This window comes from Pseudomonas sp. BCA17 (genome assembly GCF_004519405.1).
In the GTDB taxonomy this organism is placed as follows: Bacteria; Pseudomonadota; Gammaproteobacteria; order Pseudomonadales; family Pseudomonadaceae; genus Aquipseudomonas.
On sequence record NZ_SGWI01000001.1, the window covers coordinates 1,166,139 to 1,186,976 of the forward strand.

Annotated in this window: 19 protein-coding genes; 12 read left to right on the plus strand and 7 right to left on the minus strand. The window is 61.4% G+C overall.

What is annotated here, in order from left to right:
• Positions 1–49 precede the first annotated feature (49 nt).
• The 3 genes from EXW71_RS05335 to EXW71_RS05345 are packed head-to-tail and all read right to left on the minus strand — an operon-like array spanning position 50 to position 2,493.
• The gene (locus tag EXW71_RS05335) at positions 50–862 is read right to left on the minus strand and encodes a sulfite exporter TauE/SafE family protein (RefSeq protein ID WP_134657855.1); all 813 of its coding nucleotides are present in this window, start codon (positions 860–862) and stop codon (positions 50–52) included.
• On the minus strand, positions 863–2,107 hold the full coding sequence (locus EXW71_RS05340; protein WP_123717920.1) for an FAD/NAD(P)-binding oxidoreductase: 1,245 nt from the start codon (positions 2,105–2,107) through the stop codon (positions 863–865). It abuts the gene before it with no gap.
• 50 nt (positions 2,108–2,157) lie between these two features.
• Positions 2,158–2,493 carry a metalloregulator ArsR/SmtB family transcription factor gene (locus EXW71_RS05345; protein ID WP_090370020.1) on the minus strand — a complete coding sequence of 112 codons (336 nt, stop codon included), beginning with the start codon at positions 2,491–2,493 and terminating at the stop codon, positions 2,158–2,160.
• Positions 2,494–2,587: 94 nt separating this feature from the next.
• Between EXW71_RS05345 and EXW71_RS05350 the strand changes: the two genes are divergently transcribed.
• A complete protein-coding gene (locus tag EXW71_RS05350; protein WP_134657856.1) occupies positions 2,588–3,451 on the plus strand; it encodes an MBL fold metallo-hydrolase in 864 nt (287 codons plus the stop codon).
• Positions 3,452–4,301: 850 nt separating this feature from the next.
• On the opposite strand, the gene EXW71_RS05360 is transcribed toward EXW71_RS05350, so the two are convergent.
• The 3 genes from EXW71_RS05360 to EXW71_RS05370 all read right to left on the minus strand — a co-directional run bounded on the left by EXW71_RS05360 (position 4,302) and on the right by EXW71_RS05370 (position 7,830).
• Complete coding sequence (locus EXW71_RS05360; protein WP_134656654.1) at positions 4,302–5,516, minus strand: HD-GYP domain-containing protein; 1,215 nt, start codon at positions 5,514–5,516, stop codon at positions 4,302–4,304.
• 30 nt (positions 5,517–5,546) lie between these two features.
• Positions 5,547–7,088, minus strand: a complete 1,542-nt coding sequence (locus EXW71_RS05365; protein ID WP_372241309.1) for a methyl-accepting chemotaxis protein — start codon at positions 7,086–7,088, stop codon at positions 5,547–5,549.
• A 259-nt stretch (positions 7,089–7,347) separates the two neighbouring features.
• On the minus strand, positions 7,348–7,830 hold the full coding sequence (locus EXW71_RS05370; RefSeq protein ID WP_123716976.1) for an Lrp/AsnC family transcriptional regulator: 483 nt from the start codon (positions 7,828–7,830) through the stop codon (positions 7,348–7,350).
• 195 nt (positions 7,831–8,025) lie between these two features.
• On the opposite strand from EXW71_RS05370, the gene EXW71_RS05375 reads away from it, so the two are divergent.
• The 5 genes from EXW71_RS05375 (at position 8,026) to EXW71_RS05395 (ending at position 14,181) form a co-directional block, all read left to right on the plus strand.
• Positions 8,026–9,261, plus strand: coding sequence for a 3-methyl-2-oxobutanoate dehydrogenase (2-methylpropanoyl-transferring) subunit alpha (locus EXW71_RS05375; RefSeq protein ID WP_123716975.1), 1,236 nt, complete (start codon positions 8,026–8,028; stop codon positions 9,259–9,261).
• Between the two features lies 1 nt (position 9,262).
• Positions 9,263–10,321 carry an alpha-ketoacid dehydrogenase subunit beta gene (locus EXW71_RS05380; RefSeq protein WP_060756808.1) on the plus strand — a complete coding sequence of 353 codons (1,059 nt, stop codon included), beginning with the start codon at positions 9,263–9,265 and terminating at the stop codon, positions 10,319–10,321.
• Positions 10,322–11,584 (plus strand): dihydrolipoamide acetyltransferase family protein, encoded by a 1,263-nt coding sequence (locus tag EXW71_RS05385; RefSeq protein WP_134656656.1) that lies wholly within the window; start codon positions 10,322–10,324, stop codon positions 11,582–11,584. It begins immediately after the preceding gene.
• Positions 11,585–11,588: 4 nt separating this feature from the next.
• On the plus strand, positions 11,589–12,968 hold the full coding sequence (lpdA, locus tag EXW71_RS05390) for a dihydrolipoyl dehydrogenase (RefSeq protein WP_134656657.1): 1,380 nt from the start codon (positions 11,589–11,591) through the stop codon (positions 12,966–12,968).
• Positions 12,969–13,161: 193 nt separating this feature from the next.
• The gene (locus EXW71_RS05395; RefSeq protein WP_134656658.1) at positions 13,162–14,181 is read left to right on the plus strand and encodes a branched-chain amino acid aminotransferase; all 1,020 of its coding nucleotides are present in this window, start codon (positions 13,162–13,164) and stop codon (positions 14,179–14,181) included.
• Between the two features lie 72 nt (positions 14,182–14,253).
• Here the strand turns inward: EXW71_RS05395 and EXW71_RS05400 are convergent, their stop codons facing one another.
• Positions 14,254–15,147 (minus strand): GNAT family acetyltransferase, encoded by an 894-nt coding sequence (locus EXW71_RS05400; protein WP_134656659.1) that lies wholly within the window; start codon positions 15,145–15,147, stop codon positions 14,254–14,256.
• 267 nt (positions 15,148–15,414) lie between these two features.
• Between EXW71_RS05400 and ctlX the strand changes: the two genes are divergently transcribed.
• From ctlX to EXW71_RS05430, 6 genes are all read left to right on the plus strand, one after another.
• Positions 15,415–16,341: a citrulline utilization hydrolase CtlX gene (gene ctlX / locus EXW71_RS05405; protein ID WP_134656660.1), complete on the plus strand. Its 927-nt coding sequence runs from the start codon at positions 15,415–15,417 to the stop codon at positions 16,339–16,341.
• 11 nt (positions 16,342–16,352) lie between these two features.
• The gene (locus EXW71_RS05410) at positions 16,353–17,399 is read left to right on the plus strand and encodes an ornithine cyclodeaminase (protein ID WP_134656661.1); all 1,047 of its coding nucleotides are present in this window, start codon (positions 16,353–16,355) and stop codon (positions 17,397–17,399) included.
• 246 nt (positions 17,400–17,645) lie between these two features.
• Positions 17,646–18,425, plus strand: a complete 780-nt coding sequence (locus EXW71_RS05415) for an ABC transporter substrate-binding protein (protein WP_123716968.1) — start codon at positions 17,646–17,648, stop codon at positions 18,423–18,425.
• Between the two features lie 165 nt (positions 18,426–18,590).
• Positions 18,591–19,292, plus strand: a complete 702-nt coding sequence (locus EXW71_RS05420; RefSeq protein ID WP_134656662.1) for an ABC transporter permease — start codon at positions 18,591–18,593, stop codon at positions 19,290–19,292.
• The gene (locus EXW71_RS05425) at positions 19,289–20,002 is read left to right on the plus strand and encodes an ABC transporter permease (RefSeq protein WP_123716966.1); all 714 of its coding nucleotides are present in this window, start codon (positions 19,289–19,291) and stop codon (positions 20,000–20,002) included. Before EXW71_RS05420 ends, EXW71_RS05425 begins: the two co-directional genes overlap by 4 nt.
• Before the next feature lie 3 nt (positions 20,003–20,005).
• A complete protein-coding gene (locus tag EXW71_RS05430; RefSeq protein ID WP_305955820.1) occupies positions 20,006–20,836 on the plus strand; it encodes an ABC transporter ATP-binding protein in 831 nt (276 codons plus the stop codon).
• Positions 20,837–20,838 lie beyond the last annotated feature (2 nt).

Here is a 20,838-nt window from a genome sequence, read left to right on the forward strand (position 1 = left end):
GGGCGGGGGCTGCGATGGGATAAGACGGGCCCGGTCACGGGCCCGGCACTTAGGATGTAAGAACGGCCTTGAACAACATGCCAACGGCCACCAGCACGCACAGGCCGGCAAAACCCACCTGCAAGGTGCGGGCGGGAACCCGCGCGCACAGGCGCCGGCCGACCAGCATGCCGACGACACTCGCACCGATGAACACCCAGCCCAGCGGCTCTATGCGCACGCCCGCGTGGAACGCGCCGCCCACGCCGATCAACGAGATCAGGCTGATCACCATCAAGGAGGTGGCGACGATGCCGCGCATCTGCACATCGGTGAGTTGCTTGAATGCCGGCACGATCAGGAAGCCGCCACCCACCCCCAGCAGCCCCGACACCGCACCGGTCACGGCGCCCAGCGCAGCCAGCGTCGCGCTGCACTTGGCGGTCCAGGCCAGGCGCCCGGTCTGCTGGTTGAGCATGCAGTTCTTCTGGCCCCAGGAAGCGGCACCATGGTCACTCGGCCCGGTCTGGTTTTTTTCGCGCTGCAACATGCGCCAGGCCACCAGCACCATCAACCCGCTGAAGAGGCCCATCAGCAGGTGTTCCGGCAATTGGTGGGCGAGGAACACCCCCAGGGGTGAAAACAGGCCACCGAGCACAGCGATCAACAACGCCGCACGATAACGAACCAACCCATGGCGCAACCCATCGACCGCACCGACGGCCGCAGCCGCGCCGACGGCGAGCAGCGATACCGGCGCGGCCTGGGTCATGCTCAGGCCCAGCCCCAGCACCAACGCCGGTACCCCGAGGATACCGCCGCCCGCACCGGTCAAGCCCATCACCACGCCCATCAGTAAGCCCAACACACTGGCCAGCAGCATTCAGTCCACCTTGCTCAGGCGGGTCAGCCATTCGCGGCCCTTGAGCATGCCGTTCCAGTAGAACCATGGCAGCAGGGTCGCCTTGAGGAACCACATCGAACGCCGCGCCCGGGTGGGGTCGAGGGGAAAGGTCGGCAGCAGCTTGCCGCCGTAGCCGAACTCGGCCAACACCACCTTGCCCTTCTCCACCGTCAGCGGGCAGGAACCGTAGCCGTCATACTTGAGCGGCAGCGGCGCTTGCTTGCGCAGGGCCAGCAGGTTTTCGGCAACCACCACGATTTGCTTGCGTACCGCAGCGGCGGTCTTGGCGTTAGTGGTGGAGCACACATCGCCCAGGCCGAAGATGTGCGGGTAACGCACATGTTGCAGGCTGTGGGGGTTCACCTCGCACCAGCCGGCGGCATCGGCCAAGGCGCTGTGGCGGATGAAGTCCGGCGACACTTGCGGTGGCACCACATGCAGCAGGTCGAAGGTTTTTTCCTGGAGCGTGACGTTACCCTCGGTGTCCTTCACTTCGAACCAGGCTTTGCGGGCCGGGCCATCGACTTTCACCAGGTTGGAATTGAACGCCAGCCGGGCGTTGTACTTTTCCACGTATTTCATCAACGGCGGTACAAAGGTCGCCACACCGAACAGCGCAGCGCCGGCCAGGTTGAATTCCACGTCGAGGCTGTTCAGGCGGCCTTGCTTGAGCCAGTGATCGCAGGACAGGTACATCGCCTTTTGCGGTGCGCCCGCGCATTTGATCGGCATCGCCGGCTGGGTAAAGATTGCCTTGCCGCCCTTGAGTTGCTGCACCAATTGCCAGGTGTAGGCGGCATGTTCATAGCTGTAATTGGACGTGACGCCGTTCTGGCCAAGGGTCTCTTGCAGGCCCTCGACCTTCTCCCAGGCCAGGCGCAGGCCGGGGCACACGATGAGGTTGTTCCAAGTGACGCGTTGCCCGCTGTCGAGCACCAGGCTGCGCTCGTCCGGCAGCAATTCGGTGACGGCGGCCTGCACCCAGGTGACGCCATTGGGCAGCACGTCAGCCAGCGGGCGGCGAGTCTTTTTCACGTCATAGGCGCCACCGCCCACCAGCGTCCAGGCCGGCTGGTAGCAGTGGTGATCGCTCGGTTCAATCAAGGTGATGTTCAGGTGGGGGTCGCGCTTGAGCAGGCTGGCCAGCAGGCCAATGCCTGCCGAGCCGCCGCCGATGACTACGATATCGCCACTGATGGTTGGGCCACCGTGTTGGTCATTCATGGTCGATCGCCTTCTTGTTGCATGCACACAAGGGTCGCTGCCGGATGGCGTCACGCCCAGCTTTTTATGACCGCGCCGCAGTACAGCCCGGACAGGGTCTTCATCACTTGAATCACTTCGTGGCTGGCCAGCCCGTAGAAAATGTATTTGCCTTCCCGACGGGTAGCGACCAAGCCTTCATCACGCAGGATGCCCAGTTGTTGCGACAGGGTGGGCTGGCGTACGCCGGTCATGGTTTCCAGCTCGCCCACGTTGCGCTCGCCCTGGGTCAACTGGCAGAGAATCAACAAACGATCCTCGTTGGCCAACGCCTTGAGCAACGTACAGGCCTTGGACGCCGATGCACGCAGCTGGGCGACTTCGCCTTCACTCAACGTAGATTCCATTTGCCTCAGGTCCTTTCCGTCACTTAAGCTCAAAACATTATGTGTAAATGTAAAGTGATTGTAATCACTTTTTTCAGCATCGGGGGCAGCCGTCATGTCAGCGTTGATTCAATCCTTTCTGGACGAGGCGTCGTCGACCTACACCTACATCGTCTATGAAGCGGACGGCGGGCAGTGCGCCATCGTCGACTCGGTGCTCAACTACGACCCCGCGTCCGGGCGTACCGACACGCGCCAGGCGGACAAAGTCATCAGCTTTGTCCGGGAACACCAGTTGCAGGTGCAATGGCTGCTGGAAACCCATGCCCACGCCGACCACCTGTCCGCTGCGCCGTACCTGCGCCGCACCCTGGGTGGCAAGATCGCCATTGGCCAGTGCATCAGCAAGGTGCAGGGCGTATTCAAGAATCTGTTCAACCTGGAGCCGGAATTCCGGGCGGACGGGTCGCAGTTCGATCATTTGTTTGCGCCGGACGAGCTCTTCCACATCGGCGGCTTGAAAGCCCAGGCGTTGCATGTGCCCGGGCATACGCCGGCAGACATGGCCTACCTGATCGAAGGTCGGTTGATCCTGGTGGGTGACACCCTGTTCATGCCCGATGTCGGCACCGCCCGCTGCGACTTCCCCGGCGGCGATGCGCGGCAGTTGTACGCGTCGATGCGCAAGTTGCTGGCCTTCCCCTTGGAGACCCAACTGTACGTGTGCCATGACTATCCGCCTGAAGGGCGTGAAGCCAAGTGCCTGACGACCGTGGCTGAGCAACGCGCGGGAAATATTCATGTGCATGACGGCGTGGATGAAGCGGCATTCGTGGCCATGCGCACGCAGCGCGATGCGGGGCTGGGCATGCCGACGCTGCTGCTGCCGGCGATCCAGGTGAACGTACGGGCGGGGAATATGCCGCCGGCGGAAGACAACGGTGTGGTGTACCTGAAGATCCCGCTCAACCAGCTCTAAGGGACTCAGTCAAAATAAGAGCCACTGCCCTAATGCCAGTCAGTTAAGGAGGAGCATAGTCACTGTGGCTAGGGAGCTTGCTCCCGCGGGGTCGCGCAGCGGCCCCAGCTTTGGACTTGAAAAGACTGGGCCTGCTGCGCAGTCCAACGGGAGCAAGCTCCCTCGCCACAGGTTACTCGTTGTCCGCTCTATCGTTTAACAGTCTGGAAAGCCACTCTCAGGAGAAATGCCAGTCAGTCAGGAGGAGCATAGTCACTGTGGCTAGGGAGCTTGCTCCCGCTGAGTCGCGAAGCGGCCCCAGCTTTGGGCCTGAAAAGACTGGGCCTGCTACGCAGTCCAACGGGAGCAAGCTCCCGCGGGGTCGCGAAGCGGCCCCAGCTTTGGGCTTGAAAAGACTGGGCCTGCTACGCAGTCCAACGGGAGCAAGCTCCCTCGCCACAAGTTACTCGTTGTCCGCGCTATCGTTTAACTGTCTGGAAAGCCACCTCAGGAGAAATGCCAGTCAGTAAGGAGGAGCATAGTCACTGTGGCGAGGGAGCTTGCTCCCGCTGGGTCGCGAAGCGGCCCCAGCGTTGGGCTTGAAAAGATTGGGCCTGCTATGCAGTCCAACGGGAGCAAGCTCCCTCGCCACAAGTTACTGGTTGTCCGCTTTATCGTTTAACTGCCTGGAAAGCCACTCTCAGGAGAAATGCCAGTCAGCCAGGAGGAGCATAGGCACTGTGGCGAGGGAGCTTGCTCCCGCGGGGTCGCGAAGCGGCCCCAGCTTTGGGCTTGAAAAGATTGGGCCTGCTGCGCAGTCCAACGGGAGCAAGCTCCCTCGCCACAAGTTACTCGTTGTCCGCTCTGTCGTTTAACTGTCTGGAAAGCCACTGCCCCGGGTAATTCCGGACCATAACGTGTCGACCCGCTTGAAGCCCCATTCTTGAGCTGTGGTGCGGCCGACGATCTTGTCGGGCTGCTTGGCCAGGTCGACTTCAACCTGGGTCAACGGCAACCTTGAATGCACGGAAAAGAACACCTTGACGATGGGCGTCAGCAACGAGCCGGGGTTCTGTTCGACGACCACCGCAATACGACCACTCGCCAGGCGCACCAGGGCGCCTACCGGGTAAATGCCCACGCAGCGGACAAAGGCCTGGAACACCCGCTCATCAAAATGGCCTTTCCACTCCGCCATTTTCTGAATCGCCTCGGCGGGGCCCCACGCCTTCTTGTAGGGGCGGTCGGACGTGATGGCGTCGTACACGTCACACACCGCGCCCATCTGTGCGAACAGGCTGATCTGGTCCTGTACCAGCCCGTGGGGGTAGCCGCTGCCGTCGCATTTTTCATGGTGATGCAGGCACACATCCAGCACCAGGGCGCTGATCCGGGGTGACAGGCGCAACAGCTCAGCGCCCAGCACCGGGTGCTTGCGCACAATGCCAAACTCCCCTTCGGTCAAGGCACCCGGTTTGTTCAGGATCGGTTCGGGAACACTCATCTTGCCCACGTCATGAAACAACCCCGCCAGGCCCGCCTCCTGCACCAACTCCGGTGTCAGGTCCAACTGACGCGCCAGGGCGATCATCAATCCGCAGACGGACACCGAGTGCATGTAGGTGTATTCGTTTGCGGTCTTCAGGCGCGCCAGGCTGATCAGCGCATGGGGATGACGCAGAATGGACTGGGAAATTTCGTCCACCAGCGCGGCCGCCTGGGTCGGTTCCACCGCCCGCCCCATACGCAGGTCGCCAAACATTTCGATCAACGCGCGCTTGGCCAGGGCACACACCTTGACCGCGCGGGCCACCTCAACCTTGAGGTCGACAGGCTCGGACGGCGTCGGTCGCGGCGCCGCCACGACCTGCTGCTCCGGGCTGGGCGCGACGCTGGGGCTGACGTCACAGCCCTTGAGGGTATCGATCCATACACCGCGCACAGGAGCGTCGCGCAAGCGCTGCACATCCTCGGCCTGGCGCAGCAGAAAGCTGGTTTTCCAGAAGCCGTGATCCATCCAGGCCCCATCCAGTTTATGGACGTACATCCCCTGGACGACTTGCGATGCAGAAATGCACTTCAACATCCCTCCCCCCTCACGACCGCGATCCTGCGGTCAAGCTATGGAGAACTTCCCAACGATCTGCTTGAGGTCTACCGCCAATCTGGACAGCTCATGACTGGCCGTAGACGTCTGGCCCGCCGCCGAAGAACTCTGGATAGACAAATCGCGAATGCTGATCAGGTTCTGGTCAACGGAACGCGCCACCTGAGCCTGCTGTTCCGAAGCGGTCGCGATCATCAGGTTGCGTTCGTTGATGTCGGTAATGGCTTGGGTGATCTGGGTAATGGCCACGCCGGCTTCATGGGCAACTTTCAAGGAATCCATCGCCTCGTCGCGATTAAGGGCCATGGACGCCACTGCCTCGCTCGAACAGCTCTGTATCCTGGCAATCATCTGTTCGATTTCCTGGGTCGACGTTTGCGTTCTATGGGCCAACGCCCTTACTTCGTCGGCCACTACCGCAAAGCCTCGGCCCTGCTCCCCGGCCCGCGCCGCCTCAATCGCCGCATTCAAGGCGAGTAAATTGGTTTGTTCGGCAATGGAGCGAATCACTTCCACCACCCGGGCAATGTCTTGGGCCTGCTTGGCCAGCCCTTCGACTTCCACCCCGGTCTGCTGCACCGTGGTACTCAACTTCTCAATCGATGCAATGGTTTGCGTCACACGCTCCTGGCCCACTTTGGCCGAGCGCTGGGAGTCTTGCGTCGACTGGGAAGCAGACACCGCATTCCTCGCTACTTCCTCCACCGCTGCGGTCATCTCGTTGACCGCCGTGGCGGCCTGGTCAGTCTCCATACTCTGGCGCTCGATGCCGGCGGTGGATTCCCGAGTGATCGCACTCATTTCCTCCGCTGCCGAAGCCAACTGCCCGGACGCCTCCGATATATGCTGCAGGGTGCTTTTCAAGTTCATCTGCATGGCGGCGGTCGACCTTTGCAGGTCGGTCAATTCGTCCTTGCCGCTGATGGCAATGGTCAGGCGCAGATCACCGTCGGCGATTTTGCCGGTCGATATCAACAACTCACGCACCGGGTTGATGATGCTGCGGGTAAACAGGCGTGCCACTACCACGGCGATCAGCACCGAGCTGACCATCAGCACCCAGGTGAACAAACGGGCGGCATCATGCTCACTGGAGGCGACTTGCACCGTCGACGTGGAGCCCCGTTCATTGATCGCTATCAACTCGTCCATGGCCTTTTGCGCCTGGGCCCCAATAGGGCCGTTGACGTCACGCAAGTACGCCGCCATCTGCTCAGGGGAAAAGGTGGAGGCCTGGGCCAGAAACTCATCCGTTTTCTGGCTGTAACTCTTTATGTTGGTGAGTACTTCGTTGTACTTGGCTTGTTCCTCGGGACTCGACACCTTGCTTGCATAGCTATCGGCAACTTGCAGCGCCTCATCGCGCGCGGCCTTGACCTTTTCAAGGGAGGCAGGGTCCTTGGCGCTGTACTCCATGGCGTAACGACGCAGATCCAGACGTAGTTTGTAAAAAGCCGAGTCCATCTTGCCCGCCAGGCGAATACTGGGAAGCCAGTTGGCGCCTACTTCGACCGTCGACGCATACATCTTGTCGACTTTTATGAGGGTCATTGCGCCTTGTATCAGCAGGAGGGAACAAACCACACCGAAGCACAGGGTGGTACGAAAGTTCAGCTTAAAGGATCTCATGGACATGCGGCTCACCCTTCCCTTGGCCGCGTAGGACGCGGCTTGACGAATACAACTGTGTACAAGTGAAGGTGAAAAAAGTGTGACTGTCCAAGCGATTTTTTATCGAAGCCGCCCAATAAAAGTGCGATTAATTACGTAGCTAAATATCGAAAAAACAGTCTCTTCCGATTATTTACCATCACACCATCAGCCCATCCCGCGGCAATGGCAGTGCCGTTTTATAACGCACTTGTTTGAGGGCAAAACTGGAGCGGATGTTGGCCACACCCGGTACTTTGGTCAGAAAATCCATCATGAAGCGCTCCAGCGACTGGATCGTCGGCACCAACACCCGGATCAGATAGTCCGGGTCGCCCGCCATCAAATAGCACTCCATCACTTCCGGCCGGTCCGAAATCGCTCCTTCGAACTGCTGCAACGCCAGTTCATTCTGTTTTTCCAGGCTGACATGGATGAACACGTTGACGTGCAGCCCCAACAGATCGGCGTCCAGCAGCGTGACCTGGTCACGAATCAGGCCCAACTCCTCCATCGCCTTTACCCGGTTGAAACACGGCGTGGGCGACAGGTTCACCGAACGCGCCAGGTCGGCGTTGGTGATGCGGGCGTTCTCCTGCAAAGCGTTGAGAATGCCGATATCGGTACGGTCCAGTTTGCGCATGAGACAAAATCACCTGTTTATTATGTTTATGCAGTTTTTTTATCCGCAAATGGTCTCGGGTGCAACGAAACAGAGATAAATATTCTTCTACGCCACGCCTATGATTGTTGTAGGACAAGATTTCTCCTACCCGGAGTCTGACTGTCAGCTAGCGCGCCCACTACAAGAAATTCACAAGATAGAGCGTAGAAAGCCATGACCCAGCAGTACGAACCGCTGCGCCTGCACGTTCCCGAACCCTCGGGCCGCCCAGGCTGCAAGACCGACTTCACCTACCTGCGCCTGAATGACGCCGGCCTGGTGCGCAAACCCGCCATCGACGTAGAACCCGCCGACACCGCCGACCTGGCCAAAGGCCTGATCCGCGTGCTCGACGACCAGGGCCAGGCGCTTGGTCCCTGGGCTGAAGGTGTTTCAGTCGAGATTAAGCGCCGCGGCATGCGCGCAATGCTCAAGACGCGGATCTTCGACAACCGCATGGTGGTCGCCCAGCGTCAGAAGAAAATGTCGTTCTACATGCAAAGCCTCGGCGAAGAAGCCATCGGCAGTGCCCAGGCCCTGGCCTTGAACATCGACGACATGTGCTTCCCTACCTACCGCCAGCAAAGCATCCTGATGGCGCGTGAAGTACCGCTGGTGGACCTGATCTGCCAACTGCTGTCCAACGAACGCGACCCGCTCAAGGGCCGTCAGTTGCCTATCATGTACTCGGTGAAAGACGCCGGTTTCTTCACTATTTCCGGCAACCTCGCCACCCAATTCGTACAAGGCGTGGGCTGGGGCATGGCCTCGGCCATCAAGGGCGATACCAAGATCGCCTCGGCCTGGATCGGCGACGGCGCCACCGCCGAATCCGACTTCCACACCGCCCTCACCTTCGCCCACGTGTACCGTGCGCCGGTGATCCTCAACGTGGTCAACAACCAGTGGGCCATCTCCACCTTCCAGGCCATTGCCGGCGGTGAAGCCACCACCTTCGCCGGACGCGGCGTCGGTTGCGGTATCGCCTCCCTGCGCGTGGACGGCAACGACTTTATCGCGGTGTACGCCGCCTCCGCCTGGGCTGCCGAGCGTGCGCGCCGCAACCTGGGGCCTAGCCTGATCGAATGGGTGACCTACCGCGCCGGCCCGCACTCGACCTCCGATGATCCGTCCAAATACCGCCCCGCCGATGACTGGAGCCACTTCCCCCTGGGCGATCCGATTGCCCGCCTCAAGCAGCACCTGATCCAGATTGGCGAGTGGTCCGAGGAGGAACATGCGGCCGTCAGTGCCGAACTCGAAGCCGAAGTGATCGCCGCGCAAAAACAGGCCGAACAGTACGGCACCCTCGCCGGCGGCCAGATTCCAAGCGCCGCGACCATGTTCGAAGACGTCTACAAAGAGATGCCGGAGCACTTGAAGCGCCAGCGTCAAGAGTTGGGGATCTGACATGAACGATCACAACAACAGCATCGAATTGGAAACCGCCATGACCACCACCACCATGACCATGATCCAGGCCCTGCGCTCGGCCATGGATGTGATGCTCGAACGTGACGACAACGTGGTGGTGTTCGGCCAGGACGTCGGTTACTTCGGCGGCGTGTTCCGTTGCACCGAAGGGTTGCAGAACAAGTACGGCAGTTCGCGGGTGTTCGACGCGCCGATCTCGGAAAGCGGGATTATCGGCGTGGCCGTGGGCATGGGCGCCTATGGCCTGCGCCCGGTCGCCGAGATCCAGTTCGCCGACTACGTCTACCCCGCCACTGACCAGATCATCTCGGAAGCGGCCCGCCTGCGTTACCGCTCGGCCGGCCAGTTCACCGCGCCGCTGACCATGCGCATGCCCTGCGGCGGCGGCATCTACGGTGGCCAGACCCACAGCCAGAGTATCGAGGCGGTGTTCACCCAGGTCTGCGGCCTGCGCACGGTGATGCCGTCCAACCCTTACGACGCCAAGGGCCTGTTGATCGCCTCGATCGAAAACGATGACCCGGTGATCTTCCTCGAGCCCAAGCGCCTCTACAACGGCCCGTTCGATGGGCACCACGACCGTCCCGTCACGCCGTGGTCAAAACATCCGCAAGCGCAAGTGCCGGACGGTTACTACACCGTGCCGCTGGACGTGGCCGCTATCGTGCGCCCGGGCTCCGCCGTGACTGTGCTGACCTACGGCACCACCGTGTATGTGTCGCAAGTTGCCGCCGAAGAAACCGGCATCGACGCCGAGGTCATCGACCTGCGCAGCCTGTGGCCGCTGGACCTGGAAACCATCGTCAAATCGGTGAAAAAGACCGGTCGTTGCGTGGTGGTGCATGAAGCCACGCGCACCTGCGGTTTTGGTGCCGAGCTGGTGTCGTTGGTGCAAGAGCATTGCTTCCATCACCTGGAAGCGCCGATAGAGCGCGTCACCGGTTGGGACACCCCCTACCCGCACGCGCAGGAGTGGGCGTATTTCCCAGGGCCGTCCCGAGTGGGCGCGGCGTTGAAACGGGTCATGGAGGTCTGAATGGGCACGCACGTTATCAAGATGCCGGACATTGGCGAAGGCATCGCGGAAGTGGAACTGTCGGTGTGGCATGTGAAGGTCGGCGACATGGTCGTCGAAGACCAGGTGCTGGCGGATGTGATGACCGACAAGGCGATGGTGGACATTCCCTCGCCGGTGCACGGCAGGGTGATTTCCCTCGGCGGCGAGCCGGGCGAGGTCATGGCCGTGGGCAGTATTCTGATCAGCATTGAAGTGGAAGGCGCGGGGAACACCAAGGATGTGCCGGTAGCGGCTGAGCCCGTCAAGGCGGCGCCGGCTCCCGTTATCGAAGCCAAGCCGGCCCCCGTCGTGGTTGAAACCAAGGCGCCGGCCAAGCCTGCCGCAGCGCCCGTCGCCCGCGATGCCGGTGAGCGCCCCCTGGCCTCCCCCGCCGTGCGCAAGCATGCGCTGGACGCGGGTATCCAGCTGCGCCTGGTCCAGGGCACGGGCCCGGCCGGCCGGATCCTGCACGAAGACCTCGACGCCTACCTGCAACAAGGGACGGCGAAAGCATCGACGGCAGCCAACCCCTACGCCGAACGCAACGACGAAACACAGATCCCGGTGATCGGCATGCGCCGCAAGATCGCCCAGCGCATGCAGGAGGCGACCCGGCGCGCCGCGCATTTCAGTTACGTGGAAGAAATCGACGTCACCGCCCTGGACGAATTGCGCGTGCACCTCAATGAGAAGCACGGCGCCACGCGTGGCAAGCTGACCCTGCTGCCGTTTATCGTGCGTGCGATGGTGGTGGCACTGCGCGACTTCCCGCAGATCAATGCGCGTTACGACGACGAAGCCCAGGTCATCACCCGCCTTGGCGCGGTGCATGTGGGTGTCGCTACCCAGAGCGACGTGGGCCTGATGGTGCCGGTGGTGCGTCACGCCGAGGCTCGCAGCCTGTGGGGCAATGCCGCAGAAATCGCGCGTTTGGCCACAGCCGCGCGCAACGGCAAGGCCAGCCGCGATGAGCTGTCCGGTTCAAGCATTACCTTGACCAGCCTGGGCGCCCTGGGCGGTATCGTCAGCACGCCGGTGCTGAACCTGCCGGAAGTGGCGATTGTCGGCGTCAACCGCATTGTGGAGCGGCCGATGGTGATCAAGGGCCAGATCGTGGTGCGCAAGATGATGAACCTCTCCAGCTCCTTCGATCACCGCGTGGTCGATGGCATGGACGCGGCGCAATTCATCCAGGCCATTCGTGGCCTGCTCGAACAACCCGCCAGCCTGTTCCTGGAGTAACGGCATGACTCAGACATTGCACACCACGCTGCTGATTATCGGCGGCGGCCCCGGCGGGTATGTAGCCGCGATCCGTGCCGGCCAGTTGGGCATCCCGACCATTCTGGTGGAAGGCCAGGCGCTGGGCGGGACGTGCCTGAACATCGGCTGCATCCCATCCAAGGCCCTGATCCATGTGGCCGAGCAGTTCCAGCAAACCGTGCATCACAGCCAGGGTTCGCAGTTGGGTATCGAAGTGGATGTACCGACCCTGGACATCCGCAAAAGCGTGGAATGGAAAAACGGCATCGTCGACCGCCTGACCACCGGCGTCGCCGCGTTGCTGAAAAAGCACAAGGTCCAGGTGATCCATGGCTGGGCCAACGTGGTGGACGGCAAGACCATCGAGGTGGGCGAGCAGCGCATTCACTGCGAACACCTGCTGCTGGCCACCGGTTCGAAAAGCGTCAACTTGCCGATGTTGCCGTTGGGTGGCCCGGTCATCTCTTCCACCGAAGCGTTGGCACCCACCCATGTGCCCAAGCGCTTGATCGTGGTGGGTGGGGGTTATATCGGCCTGGAGCTGGGCACGGCCTACCGCAAGCTGGGTGCCGAGGTCAGTGTGGTCGAAGCACAGGAGCGGATCCTGCCGGCCTATGACAGCGAGTTGACACTGCCGGTGGCGGAAGCGCTCAAGCAGTTGGGCGTGAAGTTGTATCTCAAGCACAGCGTCACCGGGTTTGAAAACAACCGCCTGCAAGTGCGTGACCCGCTCGGCGAGAGGCTGTCACTGGAAGCTGACCAGGTGCTGGTGGCCGTAGGGCGCAAACCCAACACCCAGGGTTGGAACCTCGAGGCGCTGAACCTTGCGATGAACGGGTCGGCGATCAAGATCGACCAGCATTGCCAGACCAGCATGCGCAACGTATGGGCCATCGGCGACCTGAGCGGCGAGCCGATGCTGGCGCACAGGGCCATGGCCCAGGGCGAAATGGTCGCCGAACTGATCAGCGGCAAACACCGTGAGTTCAACCCGGCGGCAATCCCCGCGGTGTGCTTTACCGATCCCGAATTGGTGGTGGTCGGCAAGACCCCGGATGAGGCCAAGGCAGCAGGCTTGGATTGCATCGTCTCGAGCTTCCCGTTTGCAGCCAATGGCCGGGCCATGACCCTGGAATCGAAAACCGGCTTCGTACGGGTGGTGGCGCGGCGTGACAACCGCCTGATCGTCGGTTGGCAAGCGGTGGGCGTCGGTGTGTCCGAACTGTCCACCGCCTTCGGCCTGAGCCTGGAAATGGGCGCGCGCCTGGAAGACGTGGCCGGCACCATCCATGCCCACCCGACCCTGGGTGAAGCGGTGCAGGAAGCCGCGCTACGGGCACTGGGGCATGCCTTGCACCTTTGACCGGAAAGGCTTTGTGGCGAAGGAGCTTGCTCCCGCTGGGGTGCGAGGCGCCCCTAAAAGCTGGCGCCTGCTACGCAGTCGAGCGGGAGCAAGCTCCCTCGCCACTATCAGCCCGCTCCCACACACAGCCAGAATGCAGTATTGTTGTGCCCATTCAGAAAAAAACCGACTTGACCAGAGATTAGAGGGTGTCATGGGTAACGAGAGCATCAATTGGGACAAGCTGGGCTTTGACTACATCAAGACCGACAAGCGGTTTCTCCAGGTCTGGAAAAACGGCGACTGGCAAGAAGGCACCCTGACCGACGACAACGTGCTGCACATCAGCGAGGGTTCCACCGCCCTGCACTATGGCCAGCAGTGCTTCGAGGGCCTCAAGGCCTACCGTTGCAAGGACGGCTCGATCAACCTGTTCCGCCCGGACCAGAACGCCGCCCGCATGCAACGCAGCTGCGCGCGCCTGCTGATGCCGCATGTGCCGACCGACGTGTTCATCGATGCCTGCAAGCAAGTGGTCAAGGCCAACGAGCGGTTCATTCCGCCGTATGGCAGCGGCGGCGCGCTGTACCTGCGCCCGTTCGTGATCGGTACCGGTGACAACATCGGCGTGCGCACCGCGCCGGAGTTCATCTTCTCGGTATTCGCAATCCCGGTCGGCGCCTACTTCAAGGGCGGCCTGGTGCCACACAACTTCCAGATTTCCACCTTCGACCGCGCCGCCCCACAGGGCACCGGTGCCGCCAAGGTCGGTGGCAACTACGCCGCCAGCCTGATGCCGGGCTCCGAGGCGAAGAAATCCGGCTTCGCCGACGCGATCTACCTGGACCCGCTGACCCATTCGAAAATCGAAGAAGTCGGTTCGGCCAACTTCTTCGGGATCACCCACGACAACCAGTTCATCACGCCGAAGTCGCCTTCGGTACTGCCAGGCATCACTCGCCTGTCGCTGATCGAACTGGCCAAGACCCGACTGGGCCTGGAAGTGGTCGAGGGCGAAGTGTTCATCGACAAGCTGGATCAGTTCAAGGAAGCCGGTGCCTGCGGTACTGCCGCAGTTATCTCGCCGATTGGTGGCATCCAGTACAACGGCAAGCTGCATGTATTCCACAGCGAGACCGAAGTCGGCCCGATCACCCAGAAGCTCTACAAAGAGCTGACCGGCGTGCAGACCGGCGAAGTTGAAGCGCCGGCGGGTTGGATCGTCAAGGTCTAAGCCGGAGCCCGCAGCTCAGCAAAGCGTATGTGGGAGGGGCTTGCTCCCTCTCACATTTAATCTGCAGTGTTCTCAGGATGGGGACGGGATATTCGCGGCGATCTTCTTGCCCATGCTGATCCTTGGTTCCACCCCATACCCTAACGCCTCATAAAACCCCACCACCCCCTCATTGCCGCCGGTGATCTGCAGGTTGATCTTCATGCAGCCCAGCGCCGTCAGCGCCTGCTCCGCATGGCGCACCAACGAGGCGCCCAGGCCCTGGCGCCGATAGTCCGCGTGCACCGCCACCGAATACAGCCAGCCGCGATGGCCGTCGTACCCGGCAAGGATTGTCCCTATCACCGCCTTTTTATCCGTCGCGACGAAGAACAGCCCATCGTTGACCGCCAGTTTCTTATCAATCGCCAGCGTCGGCAGGTTATGGGCAGTGTCATAGCCAAACGCTTGCTGCCACAGCGCAACCACTTGCGCGCGGTGCTGGCGGTCACGGTAGGGGCCGATGGGATGGCGGGAGGACAGTGATTTTTCCATCACCAAGGTGCGTTCATTGCCGTGATAGACATCGCGCACGGTATGAAAACCCAGCTTGGTGTAGAACGGTTCGGCCGTCAGCGAGGAAGGTACGCTCAGGGTGGTCACTCCGGCTTCGCGGGCGCGCAGCTCGATTTCAATCATCAACAGCCGGCCAATCCCCTGCCCTTGCAGGCTCGGGTTGACGAACACCGAACGCACCACATTGGCATCAAGGGCTGCGGTGGCCACGATCATCTGATCTTGAATCGCCACCAGCACGACCCGGCGCTTGAGCAATGCCAACACCGCATCCGGTGTGAAGTTGCTCGCGACCCGCGCGATCACCTCGGCCGGGTAATCCTGCGCATTGCTGCTGTACAAGGCAGCCAGGATGACCTGACTGATCCCCTCGGCATCGGAGGTTTGGGCAAGACGGACAGCGGTAGACATGATCTCTCCTGGCTGACGGCGTTATGGCAGACGCCACAATACCAAGGTGCAAGGAGGCTTGCTCCCGATTGCGCCAGATCAGTGATTTTTTTGACCGGCACGCCGCCCCTGCCCGATTCGAGCCCATTTCAAACGCGGCAGCCGATTCGGCTGTCTCACTGCCCTTTTCAGCTTTCCCGGCTGAGGCGTCCCGCTGTTTCAGCCGGGATTCACCCGGCACAACGCACAAAATAACGCCACAGTTCACCCCATGGATTTCGTGCACCCATGCAAACCACCAACACTGTCTTGATGATCCGCCCGGCGCGCTTTGCCTTTAACCCGGACACCGCGATCAACAATCGCTTCCAACGTCCGCCCCTCGACCCGTTCGGTGCGCAGCAGAAAGCGCTGGAAGAGTTCGACGGTTATGTCGATACCTTGCGCAACCACGGCGTGGAAGTACTGGTGGTACAGGACACGCCGGCGCCTCACACGCCCGACTCGATCTTTCCCAACAACTGGTGGAGCAGCCACGCCGACGGCAGCCTGGTGCTGTACCCGATGGAAGGCCAGAACCGACGACTGGAACGCAACAAGGGTGTGCTGCAAGTGCTGGAGCAGCGCTTTGCGATCAACCACACCATCGACCTGAGCCACCTGGAACAACAGAACATCTTTCTCGAAGGCACCGGCAGCATGGTGCTCGACCGCCAGCACCGCATCAGCTACGCCTGCCACTCCGGGCGTACTCATCAAGACGCCCTGCGCCAGTTTGCCGAACGCCTCGACTACCGGTTGTGCGTGTTCCATGCCGTCGACCGCCACCAGACGCCGATCTACCACAGCAACGTGATGATGAGCGTCGGCCGCGACCTCTCGGTGGTGTGCCTGCACGCCTTGCCCGATGCCGACGAACGCCGGGCCCTGGAACGCTCCCTGCGCGACACCGGCAAGGACATCCTCGGCCTCGACTTCGACCAGCTCGAAGCCTTCGCCGGCAACATGCTCGAAGTGCACGACCGCGACGGCCAGCCCCTGCTGGTGATGTCCGCCAGCGCCTGGGGCGCCCTGCAACCGACGCAACGCCAGCATGTGGAGCGTCACGCCCGCCCGGTGGTGGTGAACATCGACAACATCGAACGCATCGGCGGCGGCAGCGCCCGCTGCATGCTGGCGGAAGTGCATCTGCCTGCCCGCCCCTCATTTCAATAAGGAGTCTTGCCATGACCCGTTACATCGACGTCAACGACCTCTGCTACCTGGTCTCGCAGAAAGGCCTGCCAACCTGCATCAGCGAAATGGCCGAGTACATCCGCGCCGACTACCTGCGCTGGCAGGATTTCGAAAAATGCGCGCGCCTGGCCAACCATTCGCCGGACGGCGTGATCGAGTTGATGCCGGTATCCGACGCTTCGCTGTACGCTTTCAAATACGTCAACGGCCATCCGAAAAATACCCAGGCCGGCATGCTCACAGTGATGGCCTTCGGTGCCCTGGGCGATGTGGATACCGGCCGGCCGGTACTGCTGGCGGAAATGACCCTGACCACCGCGATCCGCACCGCCGCTACCTCGGCACTGGTGGCTCGCTACCTGGCCCGCGACAACTGCCGCAGCATGGCGTTGATCGGTAACGGCTCGCAAAGTGAATTCCAGGCCCTGGCGTTCCACACCATGCTCGGTATCAATGAAATCCGCCTGTTCGATATCGACGCCAAGGCCACCGCCAAACTCGCCGCCAACCTCAAAGCGTTCCCGGCAATCAAGGTGATCCTGGCCGGCAGCGTGGCCGAAGCGGTGAAAGGTGCGGACATCGTCACCACCGTGACCGCCGACAAAGCCTACGCAACCATCCTCACCGACGACATGATCGAACCGGGCATGCACCTGAATGCCGTGGGCGGTGATTGCCCGGGCAAGACTGAGCTGGACCGACGCATCGTCGAGCGCGCCCGGGTGATCGTCGAATACGAACCGCAGAGCCGCATCGAAGGGGAAATCCAGCACATGCCGGAAGACTCGCCGGTAACCGAGCTGTGGCAGGTTATCAATGGCCAGAAGCCGGGCCGCGAAAATGCGCGACAAGTCACCCTGTTCGACTCGGTGGGCTTTGCCATCGAAGACTATTCGGCCCTGCGCTACGTGCTGGATGTGGCCAAGGCCCTGGACGTAGGCCGCGAACTGGAGCTGGTGCCGGACCTGACCAACCCGAAAGACTTGTATGCGCGCCTGGCCCAGCAACCGGCGGCACAGCAGAAAAAGCGCGCCTGAGACCGCTCTGGCCTGCCGCTTCAAGCCCGAGGCAGGCCAGAACTTTCCCCCGGAAAAGCCGATTCAGCGCGTGCAACAGCCGATTCCGCTGCATTGCACTTTTTAACAGCGCAATTCGCGCTTTATGCACGGGGTAAACGACACAAAAAACGCACCACCATGGAGCATTCTCTGCGCCGACGACAAAGATTTATTTCACCTTTATGACTGCCCCTGACATCAATTACAAAATATAGGGACTCCACCATGACGCCACTGCGATCACTCTTCGCTGCATTGCTGTTGCCACTGTGCGCCACCGCCGCCCAGGCCCAAGACTGGAAAGAAATCCGCTTCGGCGTGTTCCCCGAATATCCCCCCTTCGAGTCCGTGGCCGCCGATGGCAGCCTGCAGGGCTTCGATATTGAATTGGGCAATGCAATCTGCGCCAAGCTCGAGGTCAAATGCACCTGGGTACATAACGAATTCGACGGCATGATCCCGGCCCTGCGAGCGCGCAAGTTCGACGCGATCATGTCATCCATGGCCGTGACCCCGGCACGCGAGAAGGTCATCGACTTCACCGACCGGCTGTTCCTCAGCCCGACGTCGGTGATCACCCGCAAAAGCGCCGACTTCGGCGACACCCCGGAATCGTTGAAAGGCAAACAGGTGGGCGTGCTGCAAGGCTCGCTGCAGGAAGCCTATGCCCGTGCGCAACTGGCCAGGCTGGGGGCGCAGATCAAGGCGTACCAGTCCCAGGAACAGAACTACGCCGACCTGCAAAATGGTCGCCTCGATGCCACCCTGACCGACAAGCTCGAAGCCCAGCTCAACTTCCTGTCCAAGCCTGAAGGCGCCGACTTCAAGACCGGCCCGGCCTTCAAGGACCCGACCCTGCCGCTGGATATCGCCATGGGCCTGCGCAAGAACGATCAGGAATTACGTGCGCTGATCAACAAGGGCATCGCCGCCGTGCAGGCCGATGGCACTTATGCGCAGATCCAGAAGAAGTACTTCGGCGATCAGGACATCTACCACGAGTGATGCCAACGCTGCGCCTGCGGGAGAACACGTGTGTGGGAGGGGATTGCTCCCCGATGAGTGCGCGCCAGTCGACACGCATTGACTGAGCTGCCGCTATCGGACGCAAGCCCCAGCCACATGCGCCGGTTCCCGCAGGGTATGTCTGCGCCCTTTAGAGATCCCCCCATGAATGAATTCCTCAACTTGCACGGCTACGGCCCGATGCTGGCTCAAGGCGCGTGGATGACGCTTAAGCTGGCATTCCTGGCACTGGCCCTGAGCCTGACCCTCGGCCTGATTGCCGCCGGCGCCAAACTGTCCAGTGCCAAATGGCTGCGCGTGCCGGCTACGCTGTACACCACTTTGATCCGCAGCGTGCCGGACCTGGTGCTGATCCTGCTGATCTTCTACAGCCTGCAACTGTGGCTCAACGACCTGAGTGAAGTGTTCGGCTGGAACTACTTTGAAATCGACCCGTTTACCGCCGGGGTCATCACCCTGGGCTTTATCTATGGCGCGTATTTTACCGAGAACTTTCGCGGCGCGATCCTCAGCGTGCCGGTCGGCCAGCTGGAAGCCGCGACCGCCTACGGCCTGAGCCGCTGGCAGCGTTTTCATCTGGTGCTGTTCCCGCAATTGATGCGCTTCGCCCTGCCGGGCCTGGGCAACAACTGGCTGGTGCTGCTCAAATCCACGGCGTTGGTGTCGATCATCGGCTTGTCGGATCTGGTCAAAGCCGCACAGAACGCCGGCAAGACCACCAACGAACCGTTGTATTTCCTGATCCTCGCCGGCCTCGTCTATCTGGTGATCACCACCTTGTCCAACCGTATCCTCAAGCGCCTCGAACGGCGCTACAACCTCGGCATCAAGGGGATGGCGCGATGATCGAACTGTTCCAGCAATACGGCCTGGCCTACCTGTTCAGCGATGGAACGGGCCTGTCCGGCGTGGCCATGACCTTGTGGCTGTTCATTGTCTCGGTGGTGCTGGGGTTTGTACTGTCGATACCACTGGCACTGGCCCGCGTTTCGGAACGCTTCTGGCTGCGCTGGCCGGTGGAGGTCTACACCTACCTGTTTCGCGGCACGCCGTTGTACATCCAACTGCTGATTTGCTACACCGGGCTGTACAGCCTGGAAGTGGTGCAAGACAACGCGCTGCTCAACCAGTTTTTCCGCAATGCACTCAATTGCACCCTGCTGGCGTTTGTGCTCAACACCTGCGCCTACACCGTGGAAATCTTCGCCGGGGCGATCCGCAATATTCCCTACGGCGAAATCGAAGCGGCTTGCGCCTATGGCCTGCATGGCTGGCGGCTCAATCTGTTCGTGGTGGTGCCGGCGGCATTGCGGCGCGCGTTGCCGGCCTACAGCAATGAAATGATCCTGATGCTGCACGCCACCTCGCTGGCGTTCACCGCCACCGTCGCCGACATCCTCAAGGTGGCCCGCGATGCGAATGCCGAGACGTTCCTGACGTTCCAGGCGTTCGGTATCGCCGCCCTGCTGTACATGCTGCTGTCCTTTGCACTGGTGGGCCTGTTTCGACTGGCCGAACGTCGCTGGATGCGCTTCCTTGTTTCTACCCGAGGCTAACCCATGAATCAGTCTGCGCAGGCCCTGGCCGCTTACCCCATCGATGTGCCCATGGCCAAATCCGCAACCACAGCCATCAAGCTGCAAGTCGAAGGCGTCCACAAACGCTACGGCGAACACGAAGTGCTCAAGGGCGTGTCCCTCAACGCCCGCAACGGCGACGTGATCAGCCTGATCGGCGCGAGCGGCTCGGGCAAGAGCACCCTGCTGCGCTGCATCAATTTTCTCGAACAGCCGGACGCCGGGGTCATCACCCTGGACGGCATCAGCATCGAAATGCAGCCCGACCGCGCCGGCACCCGCGCGCCGCACCAGGCGCAACTGCAAAACCTGCGCACACGCCTGGCCATGGTGTTTCAGCACTTCAACCTGTGGAGCCACATGACCGTGCTGGAAAACATCACCATGGCCCCGCGACGGGTACTGGGCGTAAGCGCCGCCGAGGCGCAGAAACGCGCCCGGCTGTACCTGGACAAAGTCGGCCTGCCGGGCCGCGTGGCGGATCAATACCCGGCGTTTCTATCGGGTGGCCAGCAACAACGCGTGGCCATTGCGCGGGCACTGGCGATGGAACCCGAGATTATTCTGTTCGATGAACCGACCTCCGCGCTGGACCCAGAACTCGTAGGAGAAGTCCTCAAAGTCATACAGACGTTGGCTGAGGAAGGTCGTACCATGCTGATGGTCACCCACGAAATGGGCTTTGCCCGCCAGGTGTCCAGCCAAGTGCTGTTTTTGCACCAGGGCCGGGTCGAGGAACAAGGCGGCGCCGACATCCTCGACCACCCCAGCAGCGAACGCTTGCAGCAATTTCTTTCCAACCGTTTGAAGTGAAC

Excerpts from the sequence above, each read along its gene's own strand:
- EXW71_RS05335 (WP_134657855.1), bottom strand. The coding sequence starts at position 862 with ATGCTGCTGGCCAGTGTGTTGGGCTTACTGATGGGCGTGGTGATGGGC.
- EXW71_RS05340 (WP_123717920.1), bottom strand. The coding sequence starts at position 2,107 with ATGAATGACCAACACGGTGGCCCAACCATCAGTGGCGATATCGTAGTC.
- EXW71_RS05345 (WP_090370020.1), bottom strand. The coding sequence starts at position 2,493 with ATGGAATCTACGTTGAGTGAAGGCGAAGTCGCCCAGCTGCGTGCATCG.
- EXW71_RS05350 (WP_134657856.1), top strand. The coding sequence starts at position 2,588 with ATGTCAGCGTTGATTCAATCCTTTCTGGACGAGGCGTCGTCGACCTAC.
- EXW71_RS05360 (WP_134656654.1), bottom strand. The coding sequence starts at position 5,516 with ATGTTGAAGTGCATTTCTGCATCGCAAGTCGTCCAGGGGATGTACGTC.
- EXW71_RS05365 (WP_372241309.1), bottom strand. The coding sequence starts at position 7,088 with ATGACCCTCATAAAAGTCGACAAGATGTATGCGTCGACGGTCGAAGTA.
- EXW71_RS05370 (WP_123716976.1), bottom strand. The coding sequence starts at position 7,830 with ATGCGCAAACTGGACCGTACCGATATCGGCATTCTCAACGCTTTGCAG.
- EXW71_RS05375 (WP_123716975.1), top strand. The coding sequence starts at position 8,026 with ATGACCCAGCAGTACGAACCGCTGCGCCTGCACGTTCCCGAACCCTCG.
- EXW71_RS05380 (WP_060756808.1), top strand. The coding sequence starts at position 9,263 with ATGAACGATCACAACAACAGCATCGAATTGGAAACCGCCATGACCACC.
- EXW71_RS05385 (WP_134656656.1), top strand. The coding sequence starts at position 10,322 with ATGGGCACGCACGTTATCAAGATGCCGGACATTGGCGAAGGCATCGCG.
- lpdA (WP_134656657.1), top strand. The coding sequence starts at position 11,589 with ATGACTCAGACATTGCACACCACGCTGCTGATTATCGGCGGCGGCCCC.
- EXW71_RS05395 (WP_134656658.1), top strand. The coding sequence starts at position 13,162 with ATGGGTAACGAGAGCATCAATTGGGACAAGCTGGGCTTTGACTACATC.
- EXW71_RS05400 (WP_134656659.1), bottom strand. The coding sequence starts at position 15,147 with ATGTCTACCGCTGTCCGTCTTGCCCAAACCTCCGATGCCGAGGGGATC.
- ctlX (WP_134656660.1), top strand. The coding sequence starts at position 15,415 with ATGCAAACCACCAACACTGTCTTGATGATCCGCCCGGCGCGCTTTGCC.
- EXW71_RS05410 (WP_134656661.1), top strand. The coding sequence starts at position 16,353 with ATGACCCGTTACATCGACGTCAACGACCTCTGCTACCTGGTCTCGCAG.
- EXW71_RS05415 (WP_123716968.1), top strand. The coding sequence starts at position 17,646 with ATGACGCCACTGCGATCACTCTTCGCTGCATTGCTGTTGCCACTGTGC.
- EXW71_RS05420 (WP_134656662.1), top strand. The coding sequence starts at position 18,591 with ATGAATGAATTCCTCAACTTGCACGGCTACGGCCCGATGCTGGCTCAA.
- EXW71_RS05425 (WP_123716966.1), top strand. The coding sequence starts at position 19,289 with ATGATCGAACTGTTCCAGCAATACGGCCTGGCCTACCTGTTCAGCGAT.
- EXW71_RS05430 (WP_305955820.1), top strand. The coding sequence starts at position 20,006 with ATGAATCAGTCTGCGCAGGCCCTGGCCGCTTACCCCATCGATGTGCCC.